This window comes from Arthrobacter sp. 92 (assembly GCF_050260325.1).
Taxonomy (GTDB): domain Bacteria; phylum Actinomycetota; class Actinomycetes; order Actinomycetales; family Micrococcaceae; genus Arthrobacter.
The window spans coordinates 2815816-2840743 of record NZ_CP189863.1 but is presented as its reverse complement, the minus strand read 5'-3'; the positions used below and the strand labels follow the sequence as shown (position 1 = coordinate 2840743).

General features: G+C 64.7%; 25 protein-coding genes and 1 pseudogene. 12 read left to right on the top strand and 14 right to left on the bottom strand.

Features of this window, described 5'->3' with window-relative positions; translation table 11 throughout:
• Window positions 1–339: 339 nt before the first annotated feature.
• On the bottom strand, window positions 340–924 hold the full coding sequence (locus ACP4XC_RS13080) for an HhH-GPD-type base excision DNA repair protein (protein WP_427170281.1): 585 nt from the start codon (window positions 922–924) through the stop codon (window positions 340–342).
• 681 nt (window positions 925–1605) lie between these two features.
• Here ACP4XC_RS13080 and ACP4XC_RS13075 point away from each other — a divergent pair.
• Window positions 1606–2058: a hypothetical protein gene (locus ACP4XC_RS13075; protein WP_427170278.1), complete on the top strand. Its 453-nt coding sequence runs from the start codon at window positions 1606–1608 to the stop codon at window positions 2056–2058.
• A gap of 589 nt (window positions 2059–2647) precedes the next feature.
• Window positions 2648–4456: a polysaccharide deacetylase family protein gene (locus ACP4XC_RS13070; protein WP_427170276.1), complete on the top strand. Its 1809-nt coding sequence runs from the start codon at window positions 2648–2650 to the stop codon at window positions 4454–4456.
• Between the two features lie 161 nt (window positions 4457–4617).
• Here ACP4XC_RS13070 and ACP4XC_RS13065 read toward each other — a convergent pair whose 3' ends face one another.
• The 9 genes from ACP4XC_RS13065 to ACP4XC_RS13025 form a co-directional block, all read right to left on the bottom strand.
• Complete coding sequence (locus tag ACP4XC_RS13065) at window positions 4618–5205, bottom strand: hypothetical protein (RefSeq protein WP_427170274.1); 588 nt, start codon at window positions 5203–5205, stop codon at window positions 4618–4620.
• An 8-nt stretch (window positions 5206–5213) separates the two neighbouring features.
• Window positions 5214–5381, bottom strand: a complete 168-nt coding sequence (locus ACP4XC_RS13060; protein WP_427170272.1) for a hypothetical protein — start codon at window positions 5379–5381, stop codon at window positions 5214–5216.
• Window positions 5378–5746 carry a hypothetical protein gene (locus ACP4XC_RS13055; protein WP_427170270.1) on the bottom strand — a complete coding sequence of 123 codons (369 nt, stop codon included), beginning with the start codon at window positions 5744–5746 and terminating at the stop codon, window positions 5378–5380. The genes ACP4XC_RS13060 and ACP4XC_RS13055 overlap by 4 nt, the downstream gene beginning before the upstream one ends.
• 570 nt (window positions 5747–6316) lie before the next feature.
• Window positions 6317–6793 carry an OsmC family protein gene (locus ACP4XC_RS13050; RefSeq protein WP_427170268.1) on the bottom strand — a complete coding sequence of 159 codons (477 nt, stop codon included), beginning with the start codon at window positions 6791–6793 and terminating at the stop codon, window positions 6317–6319.
• A gap of 64 nt (window positions 6794–6857) precedes the next feature.
• Window positions 6858–7220 carry a thioredoxin gene (gene trxA, locus ACP4XC_RS13045; protein ID WP_427170266.1) on the bottom strand — a complete coding sequence of 121 codons (363 nt, stop codon included), beginning with the start codon at window positions 7218–7220 and terminating at the stop codon, window positions 6858–6860.
• A gap of 353 nt (window positions 7221–7573) precedes the next feature.
• Entirely contained in the window at window positions 7574–8101 is a 528-nt protein-coding gene (locus tag ACP4XC_RS13040) for a DUF427 domain-containing protein (protein ID WP_427170264.1), read from the bottom strand.
• Between the two features lie 374 nt (window positions 8102–8475).
• Entirely contained in the window at window positions 8476–9198 is a 723-nt protein-coding gene (locus ACP4XC_RS13035; RefSeq protein WP_427170262.1) for an alpha/beta hydrolase, read from the bottom strand.
• A 273-nt stretch (window positions 9199–9471) separates the two neighbouring features.
• The gene (locus ACP4XC_RS13030) at window positions 9472–10536 is read right to left on the bottom strand and encodes a sodium:calcium antiporter (RefSeq protein WP_427170260.1); all 1065 of its coding nucleotides are present in this window, start codon (window positions 10534–10536) and stop codon (window positions 9472–9474) included.
• A gap of 289 nt (window positions 10537–10825) precedes the next feature.
• Window positions 10826–11194 (bottom strand): hypothetical protein, encoded by a 369-nt coding sequence (locus ACP4XC_RS13025; protein WP_427170258.1) that lies wholly within the window; start codon window positions 11192–11194, stop codon window positions 10826–10828.
• Between the two features lie 378 nt (window positions 11195–11572).
• On the opposite strand from ACP4XC_RS13025, the gene ACP4XC_RS13020 reads away from it, so the two are divergent.
• From ACP4XC_RS13020 to ACP4XC_RS13000, 5 genes are all read left to right on the top strand, one after another.
• Window positions 11573–12037, top strand: a complete 465-nt coding sequence (locus ACP4XC_RS13020; RefSeq protein WP_427170256.1) for an SRPBCC family protein — start codon at window positions 11573–11575, stop codon at window positions 12035–12037.
• Between the two features lie 2 nt (window positions 12038–12039).
• On the top strand, window positions 12040–12372 hold the full coding sequence (locus ACP4XC_RS13015) for an ArsR/SmtB family transcription factor (protein ID WP_427170254.1): 333 nt from the start codon (window positions 12040–12042) through the stop codon (window positions 12370–12372).
• A 257-nt stretch (window positions 12373–12629) separates the two neighbouring features.
• A complete protein-coding gene (locus tag ACP4XC_RS13010; RefSeq protein WP_427175106.1) occupies window positions 12630–12956 on the top strand; it encodes a YciI family protein in 327 nt (108 codons plus the stop codon).
• A 43-nt stretch (window positions 12957–12999) separates the two neighbouring features.
• Window positions 13000–14343 carry an RNA polymerase sigma factor gene (locus ACP4XC_RS13005; RefSeq protein ID WP_427170252.1) on the top strand — a complete coding sequence of 448 codons (1344 nt, stop codon included), beginning with the start codon at window positions 13000–13002 and terminating at the stop codon, window positions 14341–14343.
• Window positions 14340–14678, top strand: a complete 339-nt coding sequence (locus ACP4XC_RS13000) for a YciI family protein (protein WP_427170250.1) — start codon at window positions 14340–14342, stop codon at window positions 14676–14678. Before ACP4XC_RS13005 ends, ACP4XC_RS13000 begins: the two co-directional genes overlap by 4 nt.
• 49 nt (window positions 14679–14727) lie before the next feature.
• On the opposite strand, the gene ACP4XC_RS12995 is transcribed toward ACP4XC_RS13000, so the two are convergent.
• On the bottom strand, window positions 14728–15390 hold the full coding sequence (locus ACP4XC_RS12995; protein WP_427170248.1) for a maleylpyruvate isomerase family mycothiol-dependent enzyme: 663 nt from the start codon (window positions 15388–15390) through the stop codon (window positions 14728–14730).
• Window positions 15391–15806: 416 nt separating this feature from the next.
• On the opposite strand from ACP4XC_RS12995, the gene ACP4XC_RS12990 reads away from it, so the two are divergent.
• Entirely contained in the window at window positions 15807–16472 is a 666-nt protein-coding gene (locus ACP4XC_RS12990; protein WP_427170246.1) for a dihydrofolate reductase family protein, read from the top strand.
• Window positions 16473–16682: 210 nt separating this feature from the next.
• On the opposite strand, the pseudogene ACP4XC_RS12985 reads toward ACP4XC_RS12990, so the two are convergent.
• Together ACP4XC_RS12985 and ACP4XC_RS12980 are read right to left on the bottom strand one after the other, a co-directional pair.
• Window positions 16683–16811, bottom strand: a pseudogene (locus tag ACP4XC_RS12985) (VOC family protein); the annotation flags it as partial.
• 136 nt (window positions 16812–16947) lie between these two features.
• Entirely contained in the window at window positions 16948–18372 is a 1425-nt protein-coding gene (locus ACP4XC_RS12980; protein ID WP_427170244.1) for a glycoside hydrolase family 15 protein, read from the bottom strand.
• A gap of 646 nt (window positions 18373–19018) precedes the next feature.
• Between ACP4XC_RS12980 and ACP4XC_RS12975 the strand changes: the two genes are divergently transcribed.
• A complete protein-coding gene (locus tag ACP4XC_RS12975) occupies window positions 19019–19195 on the top strand; it encodes a hypothetical protein (RefSeq protein ID WP_427170241.1) in 177 nt (58 codons plus the stop codon).
• A gap of 459 nt (window positions 19196–19654) precedes the next feature.
• Here ACP4XC_RS12975 and ACP4XC_RS12970 read toward each other — a convergent pair whose 3' ends face one another.
• Window positions 19655–20182, bottom strand: a complete 528-nt coding sequence (locus ACP4XC_RS12970) for a MarR family winged helix-turn-helix transcriptional regulator (RefSeq protein WP_427170239.1) — start codon at window positions 20180–20182, stop codon at window positions 19655–19657.
• Window positions 20183–20224: 42 nt separating this feature from the next.
• Here ACP4XC_RS12970 and ACP4XC_RS12965 point away from each other — a divergent pair, with 42 nt between their 5' ends.
• The 3 genes from ACP4XC_RS12965 to ACP4XC_RS12955 are packed head-to-tail and all read left to right on the top strand — an operon-like array spanning window position 20225 to window position 24851.
• Window positions 20225–21817: a DHA2 family efflux MFS transporter permease subunit gene (locus ACP4XC_RS12965; RefSeq protein ID WP_427170237.1), complete on the top strand. Its 1593-nt coding sequence runs from the start codon at window positions 20225–20227 to the stop codon at window positions 21815–21817.
• Entirely contained in the window at window positions 21814–22740 is a 927-nt protein-coding gene (gene lgt / locus ACP4XC_RS12960) for a prolipoprotein diacylglyceryl transferase (protein WP_427170235.1), read from the top strand. The genes ACP4XC_RS12965 and lgt overlap by 4 nt, the downstream gene beginning before the upstream one ends.
• On the top strand, window positions 22740–24851 hold the full coding sequence (locus ACP4XC_RS12955; protein ID WP_427170232.1) for a transglycosylase domain-containing protein: 2112 nt from the start codon (window positions 22740–22742) through the stop codon (window positions 24849–24851). Before lgt ends, ACP4XC_RS12955 begins: the two co-directional genes overlap by 1 nt.
• The last annotated feature ends 77 nt before the right edge of the window (window positions 24852–24928 follow it).

Sequence of the window (24928 nt, the reverse complement as noted above, 5' to 3'; positions counted from 1 at the left end):
TCCTGGCCACGCATCATACGCTGTCGCCCGCACCCGTGACGGGAACGGGGGACTGTTCGGCTACGGAACCTGCGTCCAAGGGGGGATACTTTCACACTGGTTTCGGTCCCAGGACGCTGCTCCGAGGCGGTCACCGCCGAGGATGTTCTTCCAGTGGCCTCCTGCCAGTCCGACGGCCCGGACAACCTGCCCGCCACCGCAGCCCAACTGCCGGCGCAGGACCGGAAGGCCTATCCCGGCTGGACCGACTAGAAACACCTCTGGTGTTCCCGGCTACCGCGGGCCGGTGAACCCCGGCGGCACGCCAGAATCCGTTGACAACATCATGGAGACTCCTTATCAGCGCTCGGATGCCTTCGCGGCTTTGATGGCCGCCTTGGCAGCCTGCTTGCTTGCGCGCACTTTGTTCAGCGACTCGGGGTCCACGATGTCGGCGACAGAAAGAAATGCGCTCTCCTGGCCATAGGGGCTAGCAGCCTCACGCCAGCCTTGTGCCTTGAGTCCGCACTGCTTGCCGAGTAGTGCGAGGAAGATCTTTGCTTTTTGCTCTCCGAAGCCGGGCAATCCCTTCAACCTGCGCAGCACCTCCTGGCCGTCAGGGTCGTCCTGGTTCCAGATGGCAGTTGCGTCCCCATTCCAATCACGCTGCACGGTCCTGGCGAGGTCCTGGACGCGGCTGGCCATGGAGCTAGGGAAGCGGTGGACGGACGGACGCTCCTTGAAGATCTCAACGAAGCCTGCCGGGTCATGTTCGGCGATTGCGGCAGGGGCCATGGACCCGATGCGCGTCCGGATCTTCTCGGGTCCGGCAAACGCCGACTCCATGGTCACCTGCTGGTCAAGCAGCATGCCGATTAGAAGTGCGAACGCGTCGTTGCTGAGCAGTTGGTCCGCGGCGGGGTCGCCGGTGATGTGCAGTTCCATGCGCCCATCCTCCCACCTGCTCGGGGCCGCGTCATGGCACCTGTAGGGGTTGATGACGACAGCCAACTGTGCAGGCTGGGCCTACGGCGGGTTGAGTAGTCCCTCCCTGCAATGGAAAGTGACCGATTCGCTTTGACTATCGGTTGACACCTTTCGTCGTTCTGCAATGGCGCGTTCGCTGCTGGTGCGCCGAGGACCTTGTCCGGTCTCACCAAAGTTGTCCGTTTTCGCATCCCATCTGTGGCCCTACGGATGCGGGTCTGTATCCCTTCAAATCCGTCAGTGTCCACCCGAAGGCGTCCGGTGAACGGCCGGCCATCGGGCATCGCGATTTTGCACTCAGGCCGGGAGTTGAAGCCTTGCGAGGAACCGACCTGACTGCCTGTTCGTGGCTCTCTGACGCCTTGGACCATGCCGGAAGGCCGACTCGATCTGAGTACTGATCCCGTACTCTCCACACGGGTTACCGCCAAGTCGAGTAGTAGTTACGCATGACATGCCTCGGGCACGATGCGAGAGTGACGTTGACGTTCTACTACTCCACGGGGGAGCCACAAGTGAAGAGACCACCCATTCACCTCCGGGGCTCGCGACTGATGAAGCAGAGCGTGAAATCAATCTCGCTGGCCCTCAAGCGTTTCTGCCCTCACGAATTGTCACCGCCAAGTGAGATCCTGCAACATGGCGACTAAACGTCGTCGCTCAAGTAGCGCGGGCGCCGGCGCCGTCGGGTGTGGCCCCTTCCTCGCCCTCGTCGTTATCGGTCTCCTCGTCCAGTACTGGTGGGTTCTACTGATCGCACTCGGTGTGGTGGCACTGACCGTGGCACTCGTCCGCTTCGCCACGGCCCCGACCCGTCCGGCCAGGGTGCGTCCGCTCAAGTCTGCCCGTCCGCCCAAGCCACGACCGGTCATGACACCGCCCCGCCCGGCCCTCGTGAATGACGATCTCGCAGACCAGATGCGCGCCATTAAACAGGTCCGCCACATACGGGAGATGCAGGAGTGGGACTACGAGTGGATCCGACTGACCAACCCCCAGAAGAGCAGCCACGAACTCAGTGAAATTGCCAACGCCCATTTCGCGCGGGGCCGGTCGATCGGTATCAACTATGGGGACCCCTCCGTCCCCTGACTCAGAGGTCCCAAGCCTCAGCAGCCTACGGCGCCGCTATCTTCTTGCACGCTGGGCACCAGTGCGGCGGCAGCAAGCGGCATCGTGTTGCAGCATTCCGTGGACAGCGCGAGCGCCGGCTTCGAAAGCTTTGATTGCGCGGTCCGTGCCAACGACTCCCGCCTTAGGCACTGCGCCTGCCGAATCGTTGGGCACGGGGTTGAAAGCGAGGAAAGTATCTATTGCTGCGCCCGGGACCGACGACGACTGTTAGACCCGCCGTCCACCGCCCACCGCCGGAGGTTCAGGCAGGGCAGCATCGGCTGGACATAATCAGGTAGTCCCCGAGTGTCTGTTCCCCGGTTACCGGGTAACAGTCCCGTAGTGAACACTCACGACCCTTGGGGTGCGCGCGGATTAGTATCCGAAAGTGGGGCTGGTGAGAGCTTGATGCTTTTGTTTGGGCGAGGGGGAGGCCCGAAGCATCAAGGCGACTCGTCGCACTGTGAAACAGAATATTCAAGGCGGCTGAGGGTTTCCTTGGAACGAGGATGCAGGGTGGAGCCTGTGTGTAACTGGTCGCCTCGGGGCCGGACTATGGGATGCAGACATGACACTCATGAATCACCGCACCCTCTTTCGGGGGCGGACGCACCCTGGCCCGCACGTTCGGGCAACAGCGACGGCGCGCACTAAATGGGGCGCCGCCGGCGGCGTGGCGGCCCTGGTGACCAGCCTCATCGGGGGCGCCGTCTCTGCCGGACCCGCCGAAGCCGGTACTCCGCCGGTCATTACGCTTACCTATGACGATGCGAACGCCGACCAGGTTCCAGCTGCACAGATCCTGAACGCGGCCGGTTTGAGGGGCACGTTCTTTACCCCGTCGGGCTATCTGGATGCGGCCGGGCACATGAGCAAGGCCCAGGCGCTGGCGCTCCAGGCGGCAGGGAACGAAATCGGCGGGCAAAGCGTGACGCACCCGGACTTGGCCCAAATGGGTGCCGAAGAGGTCAAGCGCCAGGTCTGCGGTGACCGGGTGAACCTGACCACCATGGGATTCAGGGTCACAAGTTTCGCCTACCCGTTCGCGTCGGTGACACCGGCCGTGGAGCAGATGGTGAAGGACTGCGGATTCAACAGTGCCCGCGGCCTGGGAGCACTTCAACGGAAGGCCGCCGAAACGGCTGGCCGGGGGTTCGCCGAGAGCATTCCCCCGGCCGATCCCTGGCTGACCCGGGCCCCGGATGAGGCGGACAACACCTGGTCCCTGGCGGACCTGCAGAACCTTGTCACGAATGCGGCCCCGGGCGGCGGGTGGGTGCAGATCGCGTTCCACCACATCGGATCAGGAACCGACCCGAATACGGGCGTCGTCGATCCCCTGACCGTCTCCACGGACATCCACGCGCAGTTCGTGTCCTGGCTTGCCGCCGAACAGGGCTCCGGGTCGGTATCGGTCAAGACGGTGGATCAGGTGATCGGGGGTGCGGTACAGCCCGTGGTTGCAGGGCCGGCCGCGCCGGCACCGGTGACCACAGGGAACCTCATCAAGAACCCGGGTCTGGAAACCGCCGGACCCGCCGCTGCAGGGCCGCCGCAGTGCTGGGCAGCCCGCGGATACGGGATCAACACCCGCACCTTCACCACCGTGTCCCCGGGACATACCGGGGTGGCGGCGGAACAGATGATCGTTACCCCTTACACCGGAGGTGACGGCAAGCTCCTGCCCACCCTGGACCTGGGCGAGTGCGCACCGCACGCCGTCCCGGGACACACCTACACGATGAAGGCATGGTATCAATCCTCCGTGCCCACCCGGTTCGAGCTGTTCTACCGCACCGGCCTGGGCACCTGGAACTACTGGACCATCAGCCCCCAGGCGCCCGCGGCCACCGCATGGACCCAGGCCACCTGGACCTCGCCGCCGGCCCCGGCCGGTACCTCCGCGATCAGCATGGGCTTGAAGCTGGATAGTCCAGGCACAATCACGACCGACGACTACGAGCTCACTGACACCGCCTCAGTGGCGGCGGGCGCGTATGTCCTCCAGGCAGGAACCACAAACCCGGACACGGGTACCCCCGCCGGAACCTTGGCCTGTGTACTGAGCCCCGGCGGCTGCCACCAGACCCGCGACGGAGTGCTCCCCGGGACGGACGCCACCGGCGCCTCCGTCATCCAGAACGCCATAGACCCGGCCGGTGCGGTTCTTCTCGCCTTGACATTCCTGATTCCGCTCCTCCTCATTTTTCTCATTCCTGCCTTCCTCGTGCGGCGAAAACCCTCCGGACGAGGAAAGAACCGCGGCACCGCGGGACCGGAAACAACCAGCCGAGGGGGCACTCAGCGGGCAGGATGGTTACCGCTCCCGTTGGGTGGTCCTCCTCCCAGGGCGCTGTGGATTCGACGGCGGGTATAAGCGTTGAGCCAAGCAGATCAGAGGCTGCGCTCGGTGGCCACTAAGTCGCAGGCGTCCTTGCAGGCCCGGCCACCCGCAACCAGGGCACCTCACTTGGCGACGCGGCAGTGGGAAGGGTGGGCCTACATCCGCCTTTGATGCCCGCTGCATCAGGTGGAAGGTCATCTCGATGTGCCCGGTTTGGTGGGAAAGAGCGGGCGGCAGCTCGTGCACCCATCGCCGGCGTCCCTTCCGGTGGAGGCCGTTAGGGCTGTCCGCTCGAGTTGGAGACGCTCCTGCAGCGCCCATGCCAGAAGGGCCAGTGAGAGGAAAGCGAAGGCAGACTGGATCACTCCGGCCAGAACAATGGGGGCGGCGCCGGTGAACAGATGGGCTGCAAGGGTCCCTTGGCCCGTGGATGTTGCGATCACCAGTCCGGTAAGGCCGATCATGGGCCAGCGCGTGTCGCAAACAGTAGCTTCGACTCCGATCGGTGCGCCGAGGTAGCTGCCGACTATCAGGCCGGCCAGTACCGAGCCGGCTGCGACAATGACGGCATTCCACCACACGGCACCGATTTGGCTCATCATGCCGTTCATGGACACGACAACAGCGGCGGCAGCAGCGGCGGCGATGCCTGCGCCGGCTCTTCGGACCGGCCGCCAGCTTCGCAGCACACGGAAGTTACCGCTCAGCCGATGCCATGCTCCGGCCTTTGCCCGCCCACTGTCGTTCCCCACCAATTCCTCGACCCGGTTGTCCGTATCCATGTCTGGTCCTAGCTGTCCACGGGTTCCGGGGGCACCGATGTGCGGCGGGCGTGCAGTGCGGTCCAGATGACGACGACGGCCACCAGGGCCATGGCGAGGAAACGCAGTCCGGAATACCCCATTGAGGCAAGAACCGGGCCCGCCAAGGCCCCGCCGAGGGCGCCTGCGGCATTCATGCTGAGGTCCGAGATGCCCTGAATGGCGCCGACGCGATGGCAATGACGGCCCCGGTTCCGGCGATGAGCGCCCCCGTGGACAGCGATATCCGGCGTCCCCGGGCGACGGCGAGCCTCGCGAGGGGCACGGCAGCGACCGCAGCCCCGAGCGTGCTCATGGTGGCGGCCATGCCGGACCATGCCGTAGACCCGGAAAGCTGGGCGGCGAGCAGGGAGCCGAGGGACAATGTGGCCCCCATTCCGATGCCACCGAGGATCTGGCCCCCGACGAGAACGGAGACCACTTTGCGTTGAGGCGGGACGCCGCCGGTGGGGCTGGTCAGGGATGCGGCGGCCCGTGGTTCTGTGGACCGGGGTGGTGCCATCCTGACAGTCTCTCAGATACCCATAGGGGTATGCAGCAGGGTTGGGGGGCTTGGCGGGACAATACCCCGGGGGGTATTGTTTACCATGTACGAACCTACCTGAGGAGTCATAATGTGCAGTCCCGTCCGTTGCAATAACTGTGGAAAGATCACCTGGGCCGGCTGCGGCGAGCATGTCGAATCCGTGATGGCCGACGTTCCGGTGGAACGGCGCTGCACCTGCGCCTGACCCGGCGGGTCAGCACCTGCCCTGCGACACGTCCCCGCACTCCGGGGACGTATTACAGGGGACTGTGAGCCGGGCTGAAGCCGCGCGGCCAGCGGGCACACCTTGGCGAAGTTCGCCGGCGAACCTGCTGCGACGATCCCCGCGACCTGACTGATGCCTTGATCCAACAGGGTCTGCTGTCATGGTTGTGTACCAGCCGGCTCGATTGCCGGGCCTGGGATGGTTTTCCTTCGGCGCCAGTCGGTTGCTGCCTAGGGCGCTATCGCCGCTGCGCAAGGCTTGAATGACGCAAGGCGTGAATGACGCCCGCAGCCTCAGCCTCGGGCCTTTACGTCTGGCGATTAGTTATCCGCGGCGTCGGCGAAGGCCACCGATATCTCGGGGGTTGTTATGAGCGAGTTGTGCACGGTGCAGTGAGAGGCGACGGCAAGCAGCGCCTCGCGCCGTTCCGCGGGCACGCCGTCGGGGATCGTGAGGCGCACCTCGATCCGGGCGACGCGGGCGGGGCGTGAGCCCATGCTGAATTCCGCTGCCGCGGCCAAGCCTTCGGTGGGCAGGCCGTGCCGGTCCAGGTAGCGGCGGGCGTAGAACGCGACACAGGCCGCGAGGCTGGCAATGAACAGTTCCGTGGGGGTGGGGCCGGTGTCCTCCCCTCCGTCGCTGACCGGCTGGTCGGTCCTGATGAGGTGGCCGCGGACATTGATGTCGAAGCGGTCACCGCCCCGGTGTGCGACGTGGACCGGCTGGCTGGCGCCGGGCGCCGGGGGATGGGCCGGCTTGGTGCTGGCAGAGGCCGGGATGGCTGCTTCGCTGCTCATGTTCTTCTCGATCCGTAGCTTGGGGTGCAGGGACCCGGGGTTCTGATTTGGGTCCGGTGTGTTTCTAGGACGCAGCGGCGGCCACTTTCGCCCGGACCTCTTCCATGTCCAAGCCCTTGATGCCGGTGATCAGCTGCTCCAGCGCGGTGGCGTTCATCGCCCCGGGCTGGGAAAAGACAAGAATGCCCTCGCGGAAGGCCATGAGGGTGGGAATGGAGGTGATGCGGGCGGCGGCGGAGAGCCCAGGCTCCGCCTCAGTGTCCACCTTCGCGAAGACGACGCCCGGGTGGGTCTCGGAGGCTTTGCTGAACGTGGGGGCGAACATCCGGCAGGGGCCGCACCAGGCCGCCCAGAAGTCCACCAGCACAATGTCGTTGCCAGTGATGGTGTCGTTGAAAGTCGCTTCAGAAATGTCGATGGTTGCCATGTGGGAATATTATACCCCTGGGGGTATTCAGGCAACTGCGCTGATTGCCGCCGTCGATTCCAGCGCAGATTGCCGCAACGTCATCACCCAGGCGGTTCGGTGGCTCCGGAGTGAGGCGTCGCTTTCATTGGTTTATTTGCAGGCTGAGCCGCGGTCTTCGCCGTTTAGGGCGTCCCCAGCCCCGACCGGAGTCAGGTTGGAGAAGGCTTGAGGAATGTTTCCGCCGTCCGCCTTTCCTTCATCGAGTATCCGTCGCTGAGCAGTCCCAGATCATTGGAGGGAAGGAGGACCATTTACGGAGCCGCCGGAGGCAACATCGGGCCAAGGCTTGAACGCGCGCACGAGCGATCTGCTCACCACCCGGCCGTGCCCGGGCCACCCTTGAACGGACCAACGATCCGTGTGGTGATCCATCCGCCATAGAAGTCACCCGCCTGGAAGGTCACCTGCTCGCCGTTGACCTCGCAGGAGTCCATCTGACCAGGGTAGAGGGCCACCCTGTTCCGGAGCGCCTCGAACCCCCGGGCGGGTTCAGGGTAAGTCCACCCGGCGCGGTGCACGAGGACTCCGCCGGCGACGACGTCGAAGTAGTGCGCTTGCCCTTTGAACTCGCAGAAGGTGGCGCCCTCCACGGGCACGAGTACACCGGCAGGGAATGAGTCCAATGGCAGGTAGTAGACAGGCGGATGACTCGTCTCCAGGACCCGCACTGCCTCGGTGGTATCGGCAATCACCTGCCCGCCAAGGCGCACGATAACGTGCTCGGACCGCGGCTCGACCCTTGGCGGCCGCGGGTAGTCCCACGCAGACTCCTGACCGGCCTTGGGTGTGATGGGCTGGGGACGCCGGAAGAAGTCGGCAAAACCGTGAGCAGGAGTCATGTCCCCATGTTGCCATCTTCTGCTGGGATGCCATGGTGAACGCCGGGGAGGTCTCGGTCGGCGCATATGGCTTGGGATCATTTGGTGATCTCAACAGAAGCCCCATGCTGTCAGGATGGCGCTGACGCTTCGCACTTTGACTTGGTTGCAGCCGCCGGCGAGAAAACCGGGCTGGCACGTGAATTTGGCATTAGCCGCGATACTTTGTTTCCGTACCTGAAGGCAGCGCTGAAAGGCCGCAACGAAGGCCCGCCTAATGGGGGACAGGCGGGCCTTCGCCAACTAACGCTACAACGCTCTTGAATAGCTATCGACTAGATGACGGCCGATGGTCCGGGGAGCTGTACAAGACGAGCGGCAGCCCAGGCCCGGCCTCACTTAAGGTGACGGACGAAGAACCTGGCGGCGTCGTCGCCCGCGAAGTTGGGGACGCCGGTGTGCCCGCCCATGCTGGCGTACAGCGTCTTCTCCTGGGAGCCGAAGGCGTCGAATAGGTCCAGTGCCAGTTGCCGGTCGTTCCCCTCGTCGTCCCACTGCAACAGGACGTGCAGTGGAATGGTGATCTGACGGGCCTGGTCGAACATAGCGCGGGGCACAAAGCTCCCGGCGAAGAGACCGGCGGCTTCGATGCGCGGTTCCACCAGTGCCAGCCGGATACCGATGGCGATCACCCCGCCCGAGAATCCGACCGGGCCGCTAATGTCGGGCAGTGAAAGGAGTGCGTCCAGGGTGGTCTGCCATTCGGGGACCGCTTTTTCGACCAGCGGGAGGATCAGCCGGTCGACGATCTCGTCGAGCGGCTCTCCGGCCGCCATCGCTCGGTGTAGATCGTCGCGGGCCTGTTCGGCGGCGGCAGACCGGACCCGGTCACCGCTCCCGGGGAGTTCGATAGTGGCCGCGGCGAAGCCGTTCGCCGCGGAGTGCCGAGCCCGCCCCGCGAGCCGGGGATGCATCTTGCGCAGTCCGCCGGGGTGGCCGAGAAGGATGAGCGGCGCTGGTGACGATGGAGGTGTCCACAGGATGCCGGGAATTCCATCGAGCGTGAATTCGCGTTCGAGGACGCCGTCATCGAGGTGCTGTTCGGAAGTAAAATGCATGGTCGTGCCTTTCGGGAGTGCTCGTTGAACGGCGCTCCCGGACGACCCTATCGCCCGACCCTGACCCCCAAGAGGAGCACCCACGTCGATACGTTCACGGGTACCACCTCCTCGTTCTCTGGCACGGCCTCAGAACAGGGTAGCAGCGACCGCCGTCCTCGGCCACGGCTTTAGCCACGTCCTGCTGATCGCAATGCTCCTCGCCCACGGCCTGAGCATCCTCTATATCCCGGTCCGGATCGTTCACCATGCCTCCCGGCTGTACGGTCGGGTCTATCCTGTCGAGGCGACTGCGAAGAGACCGCCGATGCCGAGCAGGTAAAGGACGAGAACGATGAGGGAGTCCGTTCCCATGCCAAGGATCTTCTGCCGGGGTCGGAAGATCAGCCCGAGCATATAGGTCAGGGTGAGCAGGATGGCTAGGGCGGTGAGGTAGATGTCGGTTGCGTGGGCCTGGGGCAGCACGGGTTTCCCGGAGATCAGGACGGCGACGAGGAAGAGGACGGGCAGGAATGCGTTGCCGCCGAAGATGTCGCTGAATGCGAGTTTGTAGTTGCCCTGTTTCACCGATGCCAGCCCGGTGGAGATTTCCGGCAGAGAGGTCGCCAAGGCCAGGAAAGTGGCGCCGAAAAGGACGCCGGAAAGACCGATGTGCCCGGCGATCGCATCTCCGCTGCGCTCCAGTAGCACTCCGGCGGCGAGCGTGACGGTGGCGGCGATCACGAAGATGGTGACTGAGCGGGCCGTGCTCGGGGTCTTCCCGTCTTGTGCTGTGTGGGTTTTGGCATGTCCGCGGGGTTCGCCTTGGCTGTCAGGGGCGTGTCCCTGTTCATGCCACGGCAGGGACTTCTGCGAGCGTTTGACCAGGACCAGGCCGAGCCCCCAGATTAGCGGGATCAACACAGCAGCAGGGGTGAGGCGGAACGCGACCAGGGAACCCGGCATCTGGCTGCCGGCGATCACGACGCCGAGGACCCCAATGACCGTGATGGCCTCGATGACGAGGGACAGGGAGGCCGCCCGGTAGCTCAGGGGTTCTGCCCCTTTGGTGCCGAAGACGTCCAGGATGACAAGCACGACCGTTTGGATCGCGATTCCGCCGAGGATGTTTCCCACGGCGACGCTGATGTTCCCGGACGAGGCGGCGCTCACGGTGATCGCGATCTCCGGCAGATTTGTCGCCACGGCCAACAGTATGAGACCGCCCAGGGCGGATCCGAGGTGCAGCCTCACGTCGAGGACGTCGGTCTGGCGCGACAGGTGGATGCCGGCCACCCAGATAGCGGCCGCGGCCCCAGCAAAGATCAGTAGCACCACGGTCAGCGGTAAGGATTCCACCTGCGTTCACTTCTTCCGGGATCAAACGGGGGGGGCTGGTATGTTCTGTTCGTTCAGAATAACTTGCTTCAGCGCAAATAACAGCTTGCTTATGATTTCTGCCTGGCGCGGTCATGCGCGGGCTGCTACTGGGCGCACCCTTGCCGCAGCCCGGCTGGCCATCGCTTGGAGTCGCGCGGAGGCGGCCCCCCGCCTGGGGCGTACCGCAGCCCCGGCGTTGGTCTTCACGGCGGGGGCGTTCGAATAGTCTTCCTCCGGGAATTGATGGCGATCCCGAAACCAGTGAGAGTCAGTTGTGGAGATCGGCAGTGAACCGGCCGTCTTCGATGCCTTCGCCACCGTCAGCCGCCGCAAACGCGTTCAGGCCCATCGCCGCAACTCCACGCAACTCCTCCGGCGCCCGGCCCATGACCACGGCGTTTACCAGCCGGTCGCAGATGCGCGTGGAATTGGAGGGATGAACCCCCAGGTGCGTGGCGACCGCGCCGGGATTCTGCGGCCCGCGCGTGGCTATCAAAACACGCACCCGTAGTTGGGGGCTGGTAACGACGTCTTCGACTTCGACGACCGACTGCGCCACAACGCGCAACAGCACGTTGGCGGCCCGAAGGACTGCATCGACTTGGGCATCCGTGGCCCCGTCTCCGATTCTCTCCACGCACCCCAGTATCACCCCGGTACTTGCGCGGCAGAAGAATTACCCCCGGGACAGTTCCCTTCTGATTACCGTCCAGGACGCGGGGTTTTCGGGGAGGGGCCGGAGCAGGTGCGGTGCCGGCGCCTCGGGTCCGGGTCGCAAGCGGCGGGACGCGCCTCGGGAGGAGTCCTCATTCGGCAGGGAGACGGCGCGGGTGATCACGTGAGCCAGGAGAACGAACCCTCCGGCGGCTTCGAGCCCCATCATCGCTTTGGCTCGGGGCCCGGCAGTGACGGGTGGCGCCCCAGGGTCTCCGAATCTGCAACTAATGGTTGCGCATGTCAGTGTCGTGTCGTAGGGTCATATGCAACCAAAGGTTGCGAGAAATAGGGGAGCGCGATGGAATACGGCAGCATCGAGCGGGAGATCCACATCGAAGCGGTACCCGAGGTGGTATACGAGGTCATCACCACGCCCGAACATCTGCAGGAGTGGTGGCCGGATGAGGCGGAGCTCGATCCGGAGCCAGGCGCCACCGGGGTCATCTCGTTTGGCGACAGGTCCACGCCGGCGGCAAAGATCGTGAGACTTTCGGTGGTGGAGGCCGTCCCGTCCCAGCGGTTTTCCTTCCGGTGGGTGTACGACGACGGTGAGGCGCCGACGTCGTACAACTCGCTTCTGGTGACTTTCGACCTTAGCCCCTCGGGCGGGGGAACGTTGCTGCGTTTCACCGAGTCGGGGTTCCGGGAGAAGGGCTGGGAGACGGCGGTGCTTGAGGAGCAGTACCGCGATCACGTGCGCGGCTGGGACTATTTCCTGCCCCGGCTCGTCACCTACGTCGCCCGGCTGGTGTCGGCGCCTTGAGCTTGAGCGTCGACGACGATCTCTGGACGGCAGTGGGGGATTCGACCCGGCGACGAATACTGGATCTGCTGCTGACAGAGGGCGGCGGTACCGCAACCACGCTGAGCAGGCAGCTGCCGGTCACACGGCAGGCGGTTGCCAAACACCTGGGCATGCTTCTCCGGGTCGGAATGGTCCATGTCAGACCGTCTGGGCGGGAGCACGTCTACGTGGTGAGCCAGGCGCAGCTGGCCCGAGCGGCTGCGCAACTGTCCACGGTTGGGGCCACCTGGGATGCCCGGCTGCAGCGCATCAAGGGAATCGCCGAAGCAATCCAGCACGGTCGCGAAGGCTGAAGCCCCTCGAACGAAACGCCGCCACATTCGTGGCGCCAGTGAGGAATCGTGCCCGAACGTGGGCGCGGACACGGGAATGAGGAATCGGGATGTTGGACTACACCATCAGCTTTGCCGTGGAGCGCACTCCCCGGGAAGCCTTCGAGGCCATTTGAGGATGGCCGCTGGCAACGACTTTCCCGCCGGGTGTCCTTTTGACGGCACTCCGGTCGTCGTACTGGTGTATCGACCGAGAAGAAGGAGTCATCGTGGAGTACATGCTTTTCATTTGCAGCGATCCCGCGGCACCGGAATATGTGGCCGCCGAGGACAACATCGTGGAGTGGGTGGCCGAGATGGAAGCGCGGGGTGTCGCCCGTCACGGTGACAGGCTGCGTCCTGTGGAGGACGCCACCACCGTCACAGTGCGCGGCGGCGAGGTGGTGGTTTCGGATGGGCCGTTTGCGGAGACGAAGGAATGGATCGCCGGCTATGACATTATCGCTTGTGACGACCTTGATGAGGCTATCGAAGTGGCATCCAAGCACCCGATGGCACGGTTCGGCAAGATCGAGATCAGGCCAGTGTGGCCTCTCGGGGTCTAGCCATCCGTCCGGTGATCGTTGCCGATGATCGGGGAGGGACGACGTGGCATCAGGGTTGACGGAAGTGCGGACCGCCATCGAGGCCGCCTCGACCGCTGAGACCGCCCGGATCACCGCCACCCTGATCCGCGTGACCGGTGACTGGAGCCTCGCGGAGGATTGTGTCCAGGATGCGTTCTCGCGCGCCCTGGTCGACTGGCCGGTTCGCGGCATTCCGAGGAACCCCGGCGCGTGGCTGACAACCGTGGCCAGGAACCGGGCGATTGACTGCCTGCGGAGTGCGGCCAGTGAAAAGAGGGCGGTCCGTGAGCTTGGGATCCTCGCCTGTCTGGAAGGTCTGTCCGATGATGACCACGGCAATCCGGTGGCCGAGGACAACCGCTTGCGGCTGATTTTCACGTGTTGCCACCCCGCCCTGCCGCTCGATGCGCGGGTTGCACTGACGTTGCGTACTGTCGCGGGACTGACGATCGGGGAGATCGCTCGCGCGTTCCTCGTCCCGGAAGCAACCATGTCCAAGCGGCTCGTCCGGGCCCGGGCGAAGATACGGGATGCCGGGATCCCGTATCGGGTGCCGCCGCCGGAGCTGATCTCCAGCCGCACGGCCGGGGTCCTGGCCGTGTTGTATCTGATGTTCAACGAAGGCTATTCGGCCACCGGGGGGACCACACTGATCCGTGCACCCCTTGTCCGGGAAGCCATTCGCCTCAACCGGTTGCTGGTTGCGTTGCTCACCGGTTCCCCGCAGGAGCCGGAAGCCCTGGGTCTTTTGGCACTCATGCTGTTCCACCATGCCCGGGCAAGGACGCGAACCGACGCCGCAGGGGACCTGGTGACCCTCGAGGAGCAGAACCGTAAATCATGGGATCAGGCGTCGATTGCAGAGGCGCTGGCGCTGCTGGCGGACGCCGACCGGTTGGGCGTTTCACGCGGTTTCCTGCCCGGGAACTACCGGGTCCAGGCAGCCATTGCGGCATGCCATATGACCGCCCGAGACTTCGGGTGCACGGACTTCGCCCGGATCGCGCTGCTGTATGGCTCCCTTGCCCGGATCTCTCCGTCGCCGGTCGTCGAGCTCAACCGTGCCGTCGCCGTCGCGATGTCCCAGGGACCGAAGCCGGGCCTTGTCCTCATCGACCAGCTGGACCGGACCCGATCACTCGAGGGGTACTACCTCCTGCCCGCTGCGAAGGCTGACCTCCTGCGCCGTCTGGGCCGAACGACGGAGGCCAGCGGAGAATACCGCCGGGCGCGGGACCTCGCACCGTCAGAGGCCGAGCGCCGCTACCTCAGCAAACGCCTGGCCGAGACCAGCCCGAGGTCTCCGCTCTCAACTCATCCCAGTCTGACCGGAAACGCGGCACCTGCCGTGAAGGAGAAGAAATGAAACACCTCATGCTCATCCCAAACAACGTTGACACCTGGAACGCACTCTCCGCATCCGAGACCGAGGCCATCACGCGGGAGCACGCCTCGTTGCAGCAGGAACTCCGGGCCTCCGGAGAGTTCGTGGAGGCGCATGAGCTCGGTGAAGAGGCGAAATTCGTAAGAAATGACGGCAGCACCTGCACCGTGACCGACGGCCCGTTCACGGAGACGAAGGAAATCGTGGCCGGCTACTACATCATCGACTGTGCGGACATGGCCCGCGCCGTGGAGATTGCCGGCAAGCTGGGAGAGGCGAGGCTGTGGCCGATCGAGGTACGCCGGATCGACCCGTGACCCAGGCAACCGCAATCAATACACCAAGCAGCGGCCTTTGGGCCCAAGTTCAGGTCCCGGTGGGTCCGCCGGGGCCGGGTACAGGCGGGAGCAGCCTCCGCCGGATGTGGGCGGCTCCACTGCCGGTGAGTTCGTGGATCGCTGCCGGCCGGCCGGCGAGGGTTGTGACCAGCGCTGATGCGCTTCCGATCACTTCGGCGCCGGTGCCGTAGTTCCAGCCGGAGTCATGGGCAGCGAAAGCGAGCCCGTCGAGCAGGCCTGGCTTGAGTGCCCTGCGGGCCTGCGGAGTGGCCAGCTGGTCCAGGACGATGTTGGCACTCCGCGCGTCAATAGTGTGATCCACGCCGAGTGGCCGATAGATGTCCTGGGCATGGATGACCAAGTGACATAGTGGCGCCTCGGGCGGGGCGCCGGGGATGCGGAAACGGGCCTTCGCGGTCTGGCGCAGGGCCTCCGTGATGTGCCGGGTCGGACGGTTGTTTTTCCTCGCCCATCGGTCAGCCATCGCATCGAACTTGAATCCGGCGGCCGCCATGTTGCCCAGGAAGCGCGGCACGGTCAAGTGGTAGGGCATGAGCAGGTGGACGACGACGTCCCGCACCCGCCAGCCGGCACACAGGCTGGGCGCGTTCCACTGCTCGTCGTCCAATTCTTCCAGCACTCCGAGGATGCGGGTCCGCTCGGCATCCATCAAAGCGTCAATCTCATTCATGTCATGCCCCTTTGGGTCCGGCGGCCGGCCTTCGTTTACCAGGCCGGCGAGATCTCGCCAGCCTACGTCAGTTTCGTGAGGACACCAGTAATCGGCTGACAGATGCCGCAGCAGCCACGATCCCGTGGGCCTGCGGGGTGTTCTGGGCAAGTTTTTCAGTTGCAGTCGCAGTCTGCGTCGTCGTCCCTGAGGCGGCGGAAGTCTCCGGAGAGGAGGCTCCGCCGGTCACCCAACACCTCTACGGTGGCTTTGATCGGACGGGCAGGCCGCAGGTCCGGCGCCACGCACCTCCCTGAACTGCTTGCAGGTTACCAGCAGCCTGCGCTACGGTCAGCGCAGCAAGTGCCGACTGCAAGCGGTTGAGGCTGACCGTTTGGCGCGTCACCTCCGACGCCCGACCACGACCAAGGAGCCAGATGTCACTCGTCCGCGTTCACAACTTCTCCGTCTCGCTCGACGGATTCGGTACCGGTGCGGGGCAGGAGCTGGACGCACCTTTCGGGCATGCCGGGATGCGCCTGGTCGAGTGGGCTCTTCCGACACGCACCTTTAAACAGATGGGCCTCCGCGGCGGGGAAGAGGAGGGCTCCAACGGAATCGACGAAATCTTCGCAAGCCGATGGGCGTCCGGCATCGGCGTGGAGATCATGGGCCGCAATAAGTTCGGTCCTCAGCGCGGCCCGTGGGCTGACGAAAAGTGGCAGGGCTGGTGGGGCGACAACCCGCCCTTCCACACTCCGGTGATCGTCCTCACCCACCACCCACGCCCGCCACTGAGCATGAACGGCGGCACCACGTTCCACTTTGTGGACGCCGAACCCGCCGAGGCGCTCGAACAGGCACGCGCCCTCGCCGGCGATCTCGACGTGCGAATCGGCGGCGGAGTCACCACGATCCGCCAGTTCCTCGAGGCCGACCTGATCGACCAGATGCACATCGTTCTTGTCCCGATCCTTCTCGGGCGCGGCGAACGACTGTGGGACGGTCTCGAAGGACTCGAGCAACGATTCCACATCGAGGCAGCACCCTCACCCAGCGGTGTCATCCATCTGACGTTCGCCCGACGCGCCCGACGCGTCTAGCTGCCAGGAGTTGCGACGGGATTCCCCTGCCCGTGCCAGCGATGGTGCGGACCCCGGCCGTCACGAACAACCATTCATGAGACCGCCCTGAATGCTGCTTGCACTGTGAATCGCAGCGATAGCTGGAGGTGTTTTCGCAGCGCTAAATGGCGCCTCCATGTGTCCGGAAGACGTTCGGCTTACCATCGGGGTCGAGAGCGAAAATGAAGAACCGGACACACGTTCACTCCCCAAGCGATTACTACGTGTAAGGGCCTTGTCGATGTCGTCGACCGAGAAGGCCACTCGGTGCATGCCGATGTCGTTGGGGCGAGTTGGGTTCGACTCGATGGCTTTGGGAGGAAGGCCCGTCAGCCGTCCATGAGAGACGCTCCGGGAACGGACCGTCGAGGCAGCCCTCGTAACCCCCAAGGCGATGTCCCAGGCGCAGCCGGGACCGGCGCGGTGGTTGGGATTCGAGTCGGTTGGCCAAGGGTCACCCGGCCGCGGCCCGGGCTCGCATGGCGGACAGGTAGGCGGCGTAGCTCCACGTGAGGTTGTGAACGCTGCGTTCGTAGCCGGTGGCGCCGTCGAACTGCTCGGAGAGCTCCAGGTTGTCGCTGTGGTAAATGACGGCCCGCATCATGGCGTCACCGGTCGCGGCCAGGGCGGCGGCTGCTGTCGCCGGGTCCGTCGACGCGCCGATGCCGGACTGGGCGAAGAAGGGTGTGGACAGGTCGTCCACGGGTACCTTGCCGCTCGAATTGATCTCGACGGCCAGTTTGTAGTGCAGCTCAGCAATGTTGCACGTGGAGAGGGCCCACGGGTGACCGCCGGGTACCGGGTGCGAGGTGTCGCCGTCGTAGACGTCGCCCGGGTAGCGGCCGAACAGCGGCCCGATACCGAACTTCTCCTTGTCCGCCTTGTTGATCGGGTAGAAGACGGTGCCGCCTTCCTCCCATTGGGAGCGCAGCTGGGCCGCCGTGGCCAGCAGCTTGGTGTCGGTGACGGGAATGGCGCCGTAAACGGCCGACTGGACGATGTCGATGTTCGGGTCGTAGCCGCTGACGACCGGATTTTGGGGCGATGGCTGGGCCCCGTTACCAGGGTCGGCCATCATGCTCACGTACTTGCTCCCGTCCCAGTGGACTGCGAGGGCCACGCTCAGCCAGTCGATGGCGGCCTGTAGTCTGACCGGCCTGTCGATTCCGGTAATCGACGAGGCCTGGATCTCCTCGAAGCAACGCAGCTGGGCGGACCGGGCGAAGAAACTGTACCCGGTGTGCTCTTCCCATAGATTCGTAGTGGGATCCTTGTACACCTCGAGGAGGAAGGCCACGTTCGAGTTCACGAGCCCGACCGCCCGCTTCTGGGTGTCGGGATCGAGCTGGTCGTAGGCGGCCAGGAGGGTGATCGATTGCAGGGCCGGACCGTCGTTCTGCTCGGTCCAGGAGCGGGCGTCGCCGGCGATGGTGAAGCAGGCATGACCCTTGGTCGGCTGGGCGTTGGAGTGGCAGAGGTCGGCGAACGTTACGTAGTCGTTGAGCGTCTGCACCGTCCCGCCGGGGCGGGTGGGCATGGCGGCCTTAGCCACCTCCATGGCCGTGATGGCCGCGTCGCGCACCCAGTTGAAAACGTAGTCCTCGTCGATGCCGGGGGTCTCGGCGGGGAAGGACGGGGCGGCGATGATGCAACCAGGCTTTGAGTCCCGGGAAATGTCCCCCGGGGCCTGTGGATCGCTGTAGATAAAGCCGTCACTGGCGATATTCCGGAACATGAAGGTGTACATGATCGGCCCGAGCGACGTCAGGTCAACCGCTCCCGGAGCAAAGGAGTTTTGTGCGTTCGCCCGCGCTCGGGAAGCGCCGGCGCGTCGGCTCGTGCGGGCACGCATCTCGGGCGTGCCGGTGGACTCGACCATTGCTGAACTCCGTTATCTTCGATTCATGTTTCGGGAAGGCTCCTGCGGATTTCTCATTCGATCTTGACCGCCTGCGACGCCTGTTCATTTCGTTAAACCCCTCGCTGTGCCAACACTAAGTCGAGGTCGTTACGGAAGCGTTATTGGGAGTTCAATTCGCGTGTTGCGGAGCCGTGGGCATCGATTCCCATGACCTTGAGCCTCCAATGCCATGGCCTGGACTTGGTGCGTCTGGCCCTCCAAGGGTGGGGTGCATGGACTGGGGGGTGACTTTGGCCATTGTTGTTTAGACGGTGGCCATGGCGGGGCTGCTTTTCCACCGACCATGACCAGGGTCGGGACGGTGATCTTCGCGAGCCGGTCGGTGGGTGCGGTGAAGGGGGCCGGGTCCAGCGGGGTCTTGTTGGAGGAATCGAACCCGCCAGCCCCACCTGATTGGCGGACCGGCGAGATTCACCTCAAATAGTCGAACAGACTTTGTGAAATTGCCCTAGGGTAGGCTACCTAATGGTAGTAAGCCTGCTTAGCATGTGGCGGCGGCGAGTAGCAGGAGATGGCGAATGAGCACAGGCGAAGCAACGGAACCAAAAGGGGTCCAAAACTCTGTCGTCCAAGACGGCCCCGGACGCCGCAGAGGAGGATCCTGATGGCTGCCAGCCCTGTGGAGGACCTGCCGCCTCTCCGAGAGCCGCGGGACGGAGACCGGATCTGGGTCAGCTACCGGGCGAGCGTCGACGGGCAGGCCGTGGGAAATTGGCTGGTCTACAACGCTGAAGCCGGTACCTGGTATGCGGTATCCGAGCCTGGGCTGGGCGCACGATGATGCGTGACCGCGTCCGCTCTTGAATCAGTACTGCGCGTTCGCGGAGCATCTCGGGCTCGGCATAGTGCCCATTTCATTCCGCAGCCTCAGCACCGTGCTATGGAAACGATTTGCGCCGGCACGTCTCATCCGTCCTGAACGGCTCTCAGGACGAGCCGCCGCCAGCTTGATGCCCTACCAGTGCCGCATGTGGGTCCGGGTGGCCGATTGTGAACCCGAGATGTGGCCTCTGTTGGAGCTGGTTGGTTCATTGTCGCTCTTAGACATTCGTGCGGAGCAGGGCAGTGCCTCCGCATGGGACGCGGCCGGAATCTGGGCTCGTGCCACGGCTCTGCGGGATCAACTCCCCGGCGTTCCAGGGCGCGACGACAAGCTGCCGGGTATGGAATCAGCGCTTTCCTTAGACGGCGCGCTGCTACTGATGGCGCGTATCGGTCCGCGGCTCCCTCGCCCGCGCTGTCATCGGACGGTCTCTGTTCCGGTGCGAGTGTCGTCGCGGATCTGGTCGTCGGTTTCCAGCAGGGTCGCGAGGGCGGCCAGCGCGGGGACGGCGTCTTCGATGGCTTTCTGATACGCCCCGGGCAGCCGCTGCAGGGCCTGGCCGAGCCTGCGGTCGTTGGCTTCCTGCCAGGCGCTGAGCACGTCCGTTCCCTTGGTGGTCAGGCTCAGGCTTACGGACCGCCGGTCTCCCGGACGGGTCAGACGCTCGACGAGTCCGGAGGTCACCATCTGCTGGACCAGGTTGCTGACCGTGTTGGTCGCCAGACGCTGGCGCGCGGCGAGTCCACTGACGCCGAGGCCTGGCTCGTCGGCCAGGCGTTGGAGCATCTCGACCTGGGCCATGGGTAGTGATTCCCACGGGAACTCCTGGCGTACGCTGGAGCGCAATACCCGGCGCAGGCGGGTGATGGCGCCGGTCAATGACCAGGCATCGGCACCGGCGGGGGCCTTTCCGGTTTCCAGCACAGGTACCTCGGCCATGTTCATGACTTCAGCCTATCGCGATAGTTCCCTGTATAGAATAGTTCTGTGACCGAACCAATTTCTGCGCGCCCGGCTCCTGCCGGCGTCGAAAAGCACCCGGCCCGGGTCGGGTTCTTCAGCGAGCCTGCGCGGCCGGACTGGGTCCGTCGCAGGCCTGGAGCGCCCTGGCTAGTGGTGGCGACAGTGTGCATTGGTGCCTTCATGGGCCAACTGGATGCCAGTATCGTGACGCTGGCGGTTCCGAGCATCAGGACCGACATGAATGCCCCGCTGTCCCAGGTGGAGTGGGTGGCGCTGATCTATCTGCTGGTGTTGGTGGGGAGTATTTCGGCTATCGGCCGTCTGGCGGACATGCTGGGTCGAAAGCTGTTGTACGTCTACGGGTTCGCCTTGTTTACGCTTGCTTCGCTGGCGTGTGCGCTTGCCCCTGACATCATCTGGCTTCTCGTGGCCCGGGCGGTTCAGGCGGTGGGCGCGGCCATGCTCCAGGCTAACAGCGTGGCGCTGATCCGGACCAGCATGCCGGCGAACAAGCTCGGCAAGGCTATCGGTCTCCAGGGTGCGGCGCAGGCGGTAGGTCTGGCCGTGGGTCCTTCGGTCGGCGGCCTGCTCATCGGCGCGGGCGGGTGGCGGTGGGTGTTTTTCGTCAACATCCCCGCGGGGATCATCGGCATGCTGCTGGGCTGGTTCCTCCTTCCACGCACCCATGTTAAGGCACCCCGGACCGGGATGGACTGGCTCGGGCTGGTGTCTTTGATGCCTGCCGTCGGGGCGCTGCTTCTGGCATTGTCCGAGGCTTCCAGGCTCGGCTTTGGCAGCCAGGTTGTCCTGGCCCTGCTGGCGGCGTCGCTGGTTCTCTTCGTCTTCTTTGTCTTGCGCGAACGCAGGGCACCACACCCGCTGGTTGACCTGTCCCTGTTCAGGGCCGGAACATTCAGCCGGGGCATCGGGACAGGACTGCTGAGCTATCTTGTGCTATTCGGGATCCTTTTCGTGACACCTTTGTATTTGGAATCGGCGCAGTCCCTTCCGTCCACAGTGGCAGGGCTGCTTTTGACGGTTCTTCCCGTTGCCCTGGCCCTCGTGGCGCCCGTTGCGGGCATGATGGCTGACAGGTTCGGCGCCCGCTTGCCGACCTCCGCCGGCATGGGCCTGACCGCGGGCGCGCTGGTCATGCTGGGTCTTTCCTCAGGGAACCTTTGGGTCATGGGAGCCGCCCTTGCGGTGATGGGACTGGGGCTCGGCCTGTTCACCCCGGCCAATAACGCAGCCGTTGCGGCGGCCGGCCACGAGCACCAGGCGGGAATGGTCAGCGGAGTACTCAACATGACCAGGGGAGTAGGCACATCCCTGGGCGTCGCATTCGGCACCGCCGCCTACTCACTTGCCACCGGTGTCAGCAGTGGCGCGGCGGGGCCGGCTTCCTCGACACTGGGCTTCCGGATGGCCGTGGCGCTTTTTGCCGTCCTAGGCGCCGCCGCCGCAGTGGTCTCGCTTTTTGGGCGTCAGCCCTGGGCCAGGAGGCGGGCCGGCCGGGGGAGGGCCCCGGACCCTGGTGACCGCTCCGGCAGGTCTCCGCGACCGCAACCGCACACGCCTTCCCCGAAAAACTCTCGACAGGATCCCTCCCCGCTATGACTGCCAGTGATTCGTTCATTCCGTCCCCGACCGTCAGCGCCTTCCATGTGGGCCCGCTGACCATCCATTTCTATGCCCTCTGCATCATGGCCGGCATAGCAGTTGCCATCTGGCTGGGATCCCGGCGCTGGGCGGCCCGCGGCGGGCATCCGGGGCAGGTGCTGGACATCTGCCTGTGGGCGGTCCCGGCGGGGATTATCGGCGGGCGGATCTACCACGTCATCACTGACCCCGAACTGTACTTTGTTCCCGGCAGGAATCCATGGAACGCGTTCGCCATCTGGGATGGCGGCCTGGGCATCTGGGGCGCGATCGCCCTGGGGTGCGTTGGCGCGTGGATCGGGTGCCGCAGGGCACACGTCTCACTGGTCGCTTTCCTCGATGCCGTGGCACCGGGCGTGGTTTTCGCCCAGGGCTTGGGCCGATGGGGAAACTGGTTCAACAACGAACTCTACGGGGACCCCTCCACGTTGCCGTGGAAACTTCAGATCCACCAGATGGACTACACCACCGGGTCGGCGGTCACCGATGCCTCCGGCGCCCCGGTGGTGCTGGGCTATTTCCAGCCCACGTTCCTCTACGAGTCCCTCTGGTGCCTGGCGGTCGGGTTATTAATTCTCTACGTGGACCGGCGTTTCAGCCTCGGGGCCGGCAGCGTCTTTGCGCTCTACGTGGCCGGTTATACAGCGGGCAGGTTTGTCTTTGAGCTCATGCGTTCTGACTACGCCAACCTGATTCTGGGGCTCCGGGTCAACACATGGGTGGCGGCACTGATCTTTCTGGCGGGCGCAGTCGCGTTTGTGCTGCTGTTCCGCCGTGAACGTTCGGTAGCGCTCAGCGCCGCTGCCCACGCAGATGGCATGCCGGCGCCCGGCCCTCGGCCCCCAGCGACAGAACAGAACGAGCTTGAAGGACCACACTGATGCCGGGTAAAGACACCACTTGGGGGAGGGTCCTTGCCTTCGTTGCGGCCGGCATAATCTGCGGGGTTCTGGCCGCGGGGCTGTTCCTTCCCGGCGCCGCGGTGGCGGGAACGGCAGTCAGCAGTTCGATCGGCATGTTTGACCGGCTTCCTGATGACCTCGACCTGAATGCGCCGCCGCAGTCCTCGACCGTGCTGGCCAGCGACGGGTCCGTGATCGCCACCTTCTACGCGGAAAACCGGATACCTGTGTCGCTGGCGAAGATGTCCCCGTTCATCCGGGACGGCATCGTCTCTATTGAGGACGCGCGCTTCTACCAGCACGGCGGCATCGACACCACGGGGATCCTTCGGGCCATCGTGGCGACCGCTCAGGGCGGCCGCCAGGGCGCCTCCACCATCACGCAGCAGTATGTCAACAACATGATCATCGAATCCCTCGTCGCCGAGGGCAAGGCCGACCAGGTCAAGCTCGGCTCCGCCAAAACCATCGGCGACAAGCTGCGGGAAATGAAACTCGCCATTGCCCTGGAGACGAAATACTCCAAAAACCAGATCCTGCAGGGCTACCTGAACATTGTCTATTTCGGCAACGGCGCCTACGGCATCGACGCCGCAGCCAACGAGTATTTCGGGGTCCCGGCCAGCGCGCTGACGCTCCCGGAAGCCGCAGCCCTGGCCGGCGTCGTGAACAGCCCCGTCTACTATGACCCGCTCACCCAGCCGGACCACGTGGTGGCCCGCAGGAACGAGGTCCTGGACAAAATGCTCCAGCAGGGACACATCACCGTTGCCGAGCACGACGCCGCCGTGAAAGCGCCGATCGGACTCAACGTCCATCCGAGCAGCCAGGGTTGCTTCGGAGCGCTGACGGCCCCGTATTTCTGCGACTACGTCCAGCGGCTGGTCCTCAACGACCCCGCGTTCGGGGCCGATGAAACGGCCCGCAAAAAACTCCTATACCTGGGCGGGCTCACCATCCGCACAACACTGGACCCGAAGCTCCAAAAGGTGGCCCAGGACCAGGTTGACGCCTCCATGACCGCCACGGATCCCCTCCAGCGCGGTTCCTCGCTCGTCAGCGTCCAGCCCGGGACCGGCAAGGTGCTGACCATGGCGCAGAACACCGTCTACAACCCGGCGGCGGCGCCGGGAAACTACACCGGAAACTTCGCCCTGCCGGAGAAAGACGCCAATGGCCAGCCGCTCGACGGCGCCGGCGGGTTCCAGATCGGTTCGACCATGAAGCCGTTCATCTTCGCTGAATGGCTCAACTCCGGAAAATCAATGGCCGCGCAGCTGGATGGATCGGTCCGCGTCTACAAGGCCGGCTACCCCTGGAAAAACTCCTGCGGGGCCACCACAGGCTCCTACGACCCCGCCCTGGGCCAGACGCCGCTGCCGAACGACGACCCGAACCACTACTACCGGATGAGTGTCCTCCAGGGCCTGTACCAGTCCATCAACACCATCACCTTCCAGTCCGCTGCCCAGATGGATTTCTGCAACATCCAGAAAATGGCGACGGCGGCAGGAGTCGCGAACGGACACACGAACCAGCCCTACGACCTCTCGAGCATCGCCAGCCTGATCGGCACCCAGGACGTCGCTCCACTATCCATGGCCAACGCCTACGCAACGTTTGCCGCCAAGGGAGTGCATTGCGATCCGATCGCCCTGGACTCGGTCACCGGTCCGCACGGCCGGAACTATCCCGTGCCCGGCTCGGACTGCCGGCAAGCCATCGACCCTGCCGTCGCCGCCGGCGTCACCTACGCCCTGAAGAACGTGCTGACCAAAGGCTCCGGCTACAACATCCCGGTCAACAAAAACTATGACATCTTCGCTAAAACGGGCACCACCGACGGGAACACCATGACCTGGACCGTCGGTGCCACCTCGGGCATAGCCACGGCCTCATGGTTCGGAAGCTACGAGGGCATCGGCCCGCGCTGGGTCAACCAGAACATCAGGATCAACGGAAAGTACTATGCCGCCGTCGACGGGGCAGATATTGCCGGCGGCCAATGGGGGCGTCTAATGGACGCCGCGGCGCCGCAATTCTCCACCGCACAGTTCGCCCTGCCACCGGCCTCCATGGTGGGACGATGAGGCCGGTGTCCAGGCCGTATCTGGCATAGCATGCGACGGGATAACCAGCCACAGGTTTTACCCGGGCCGAAGTGCGG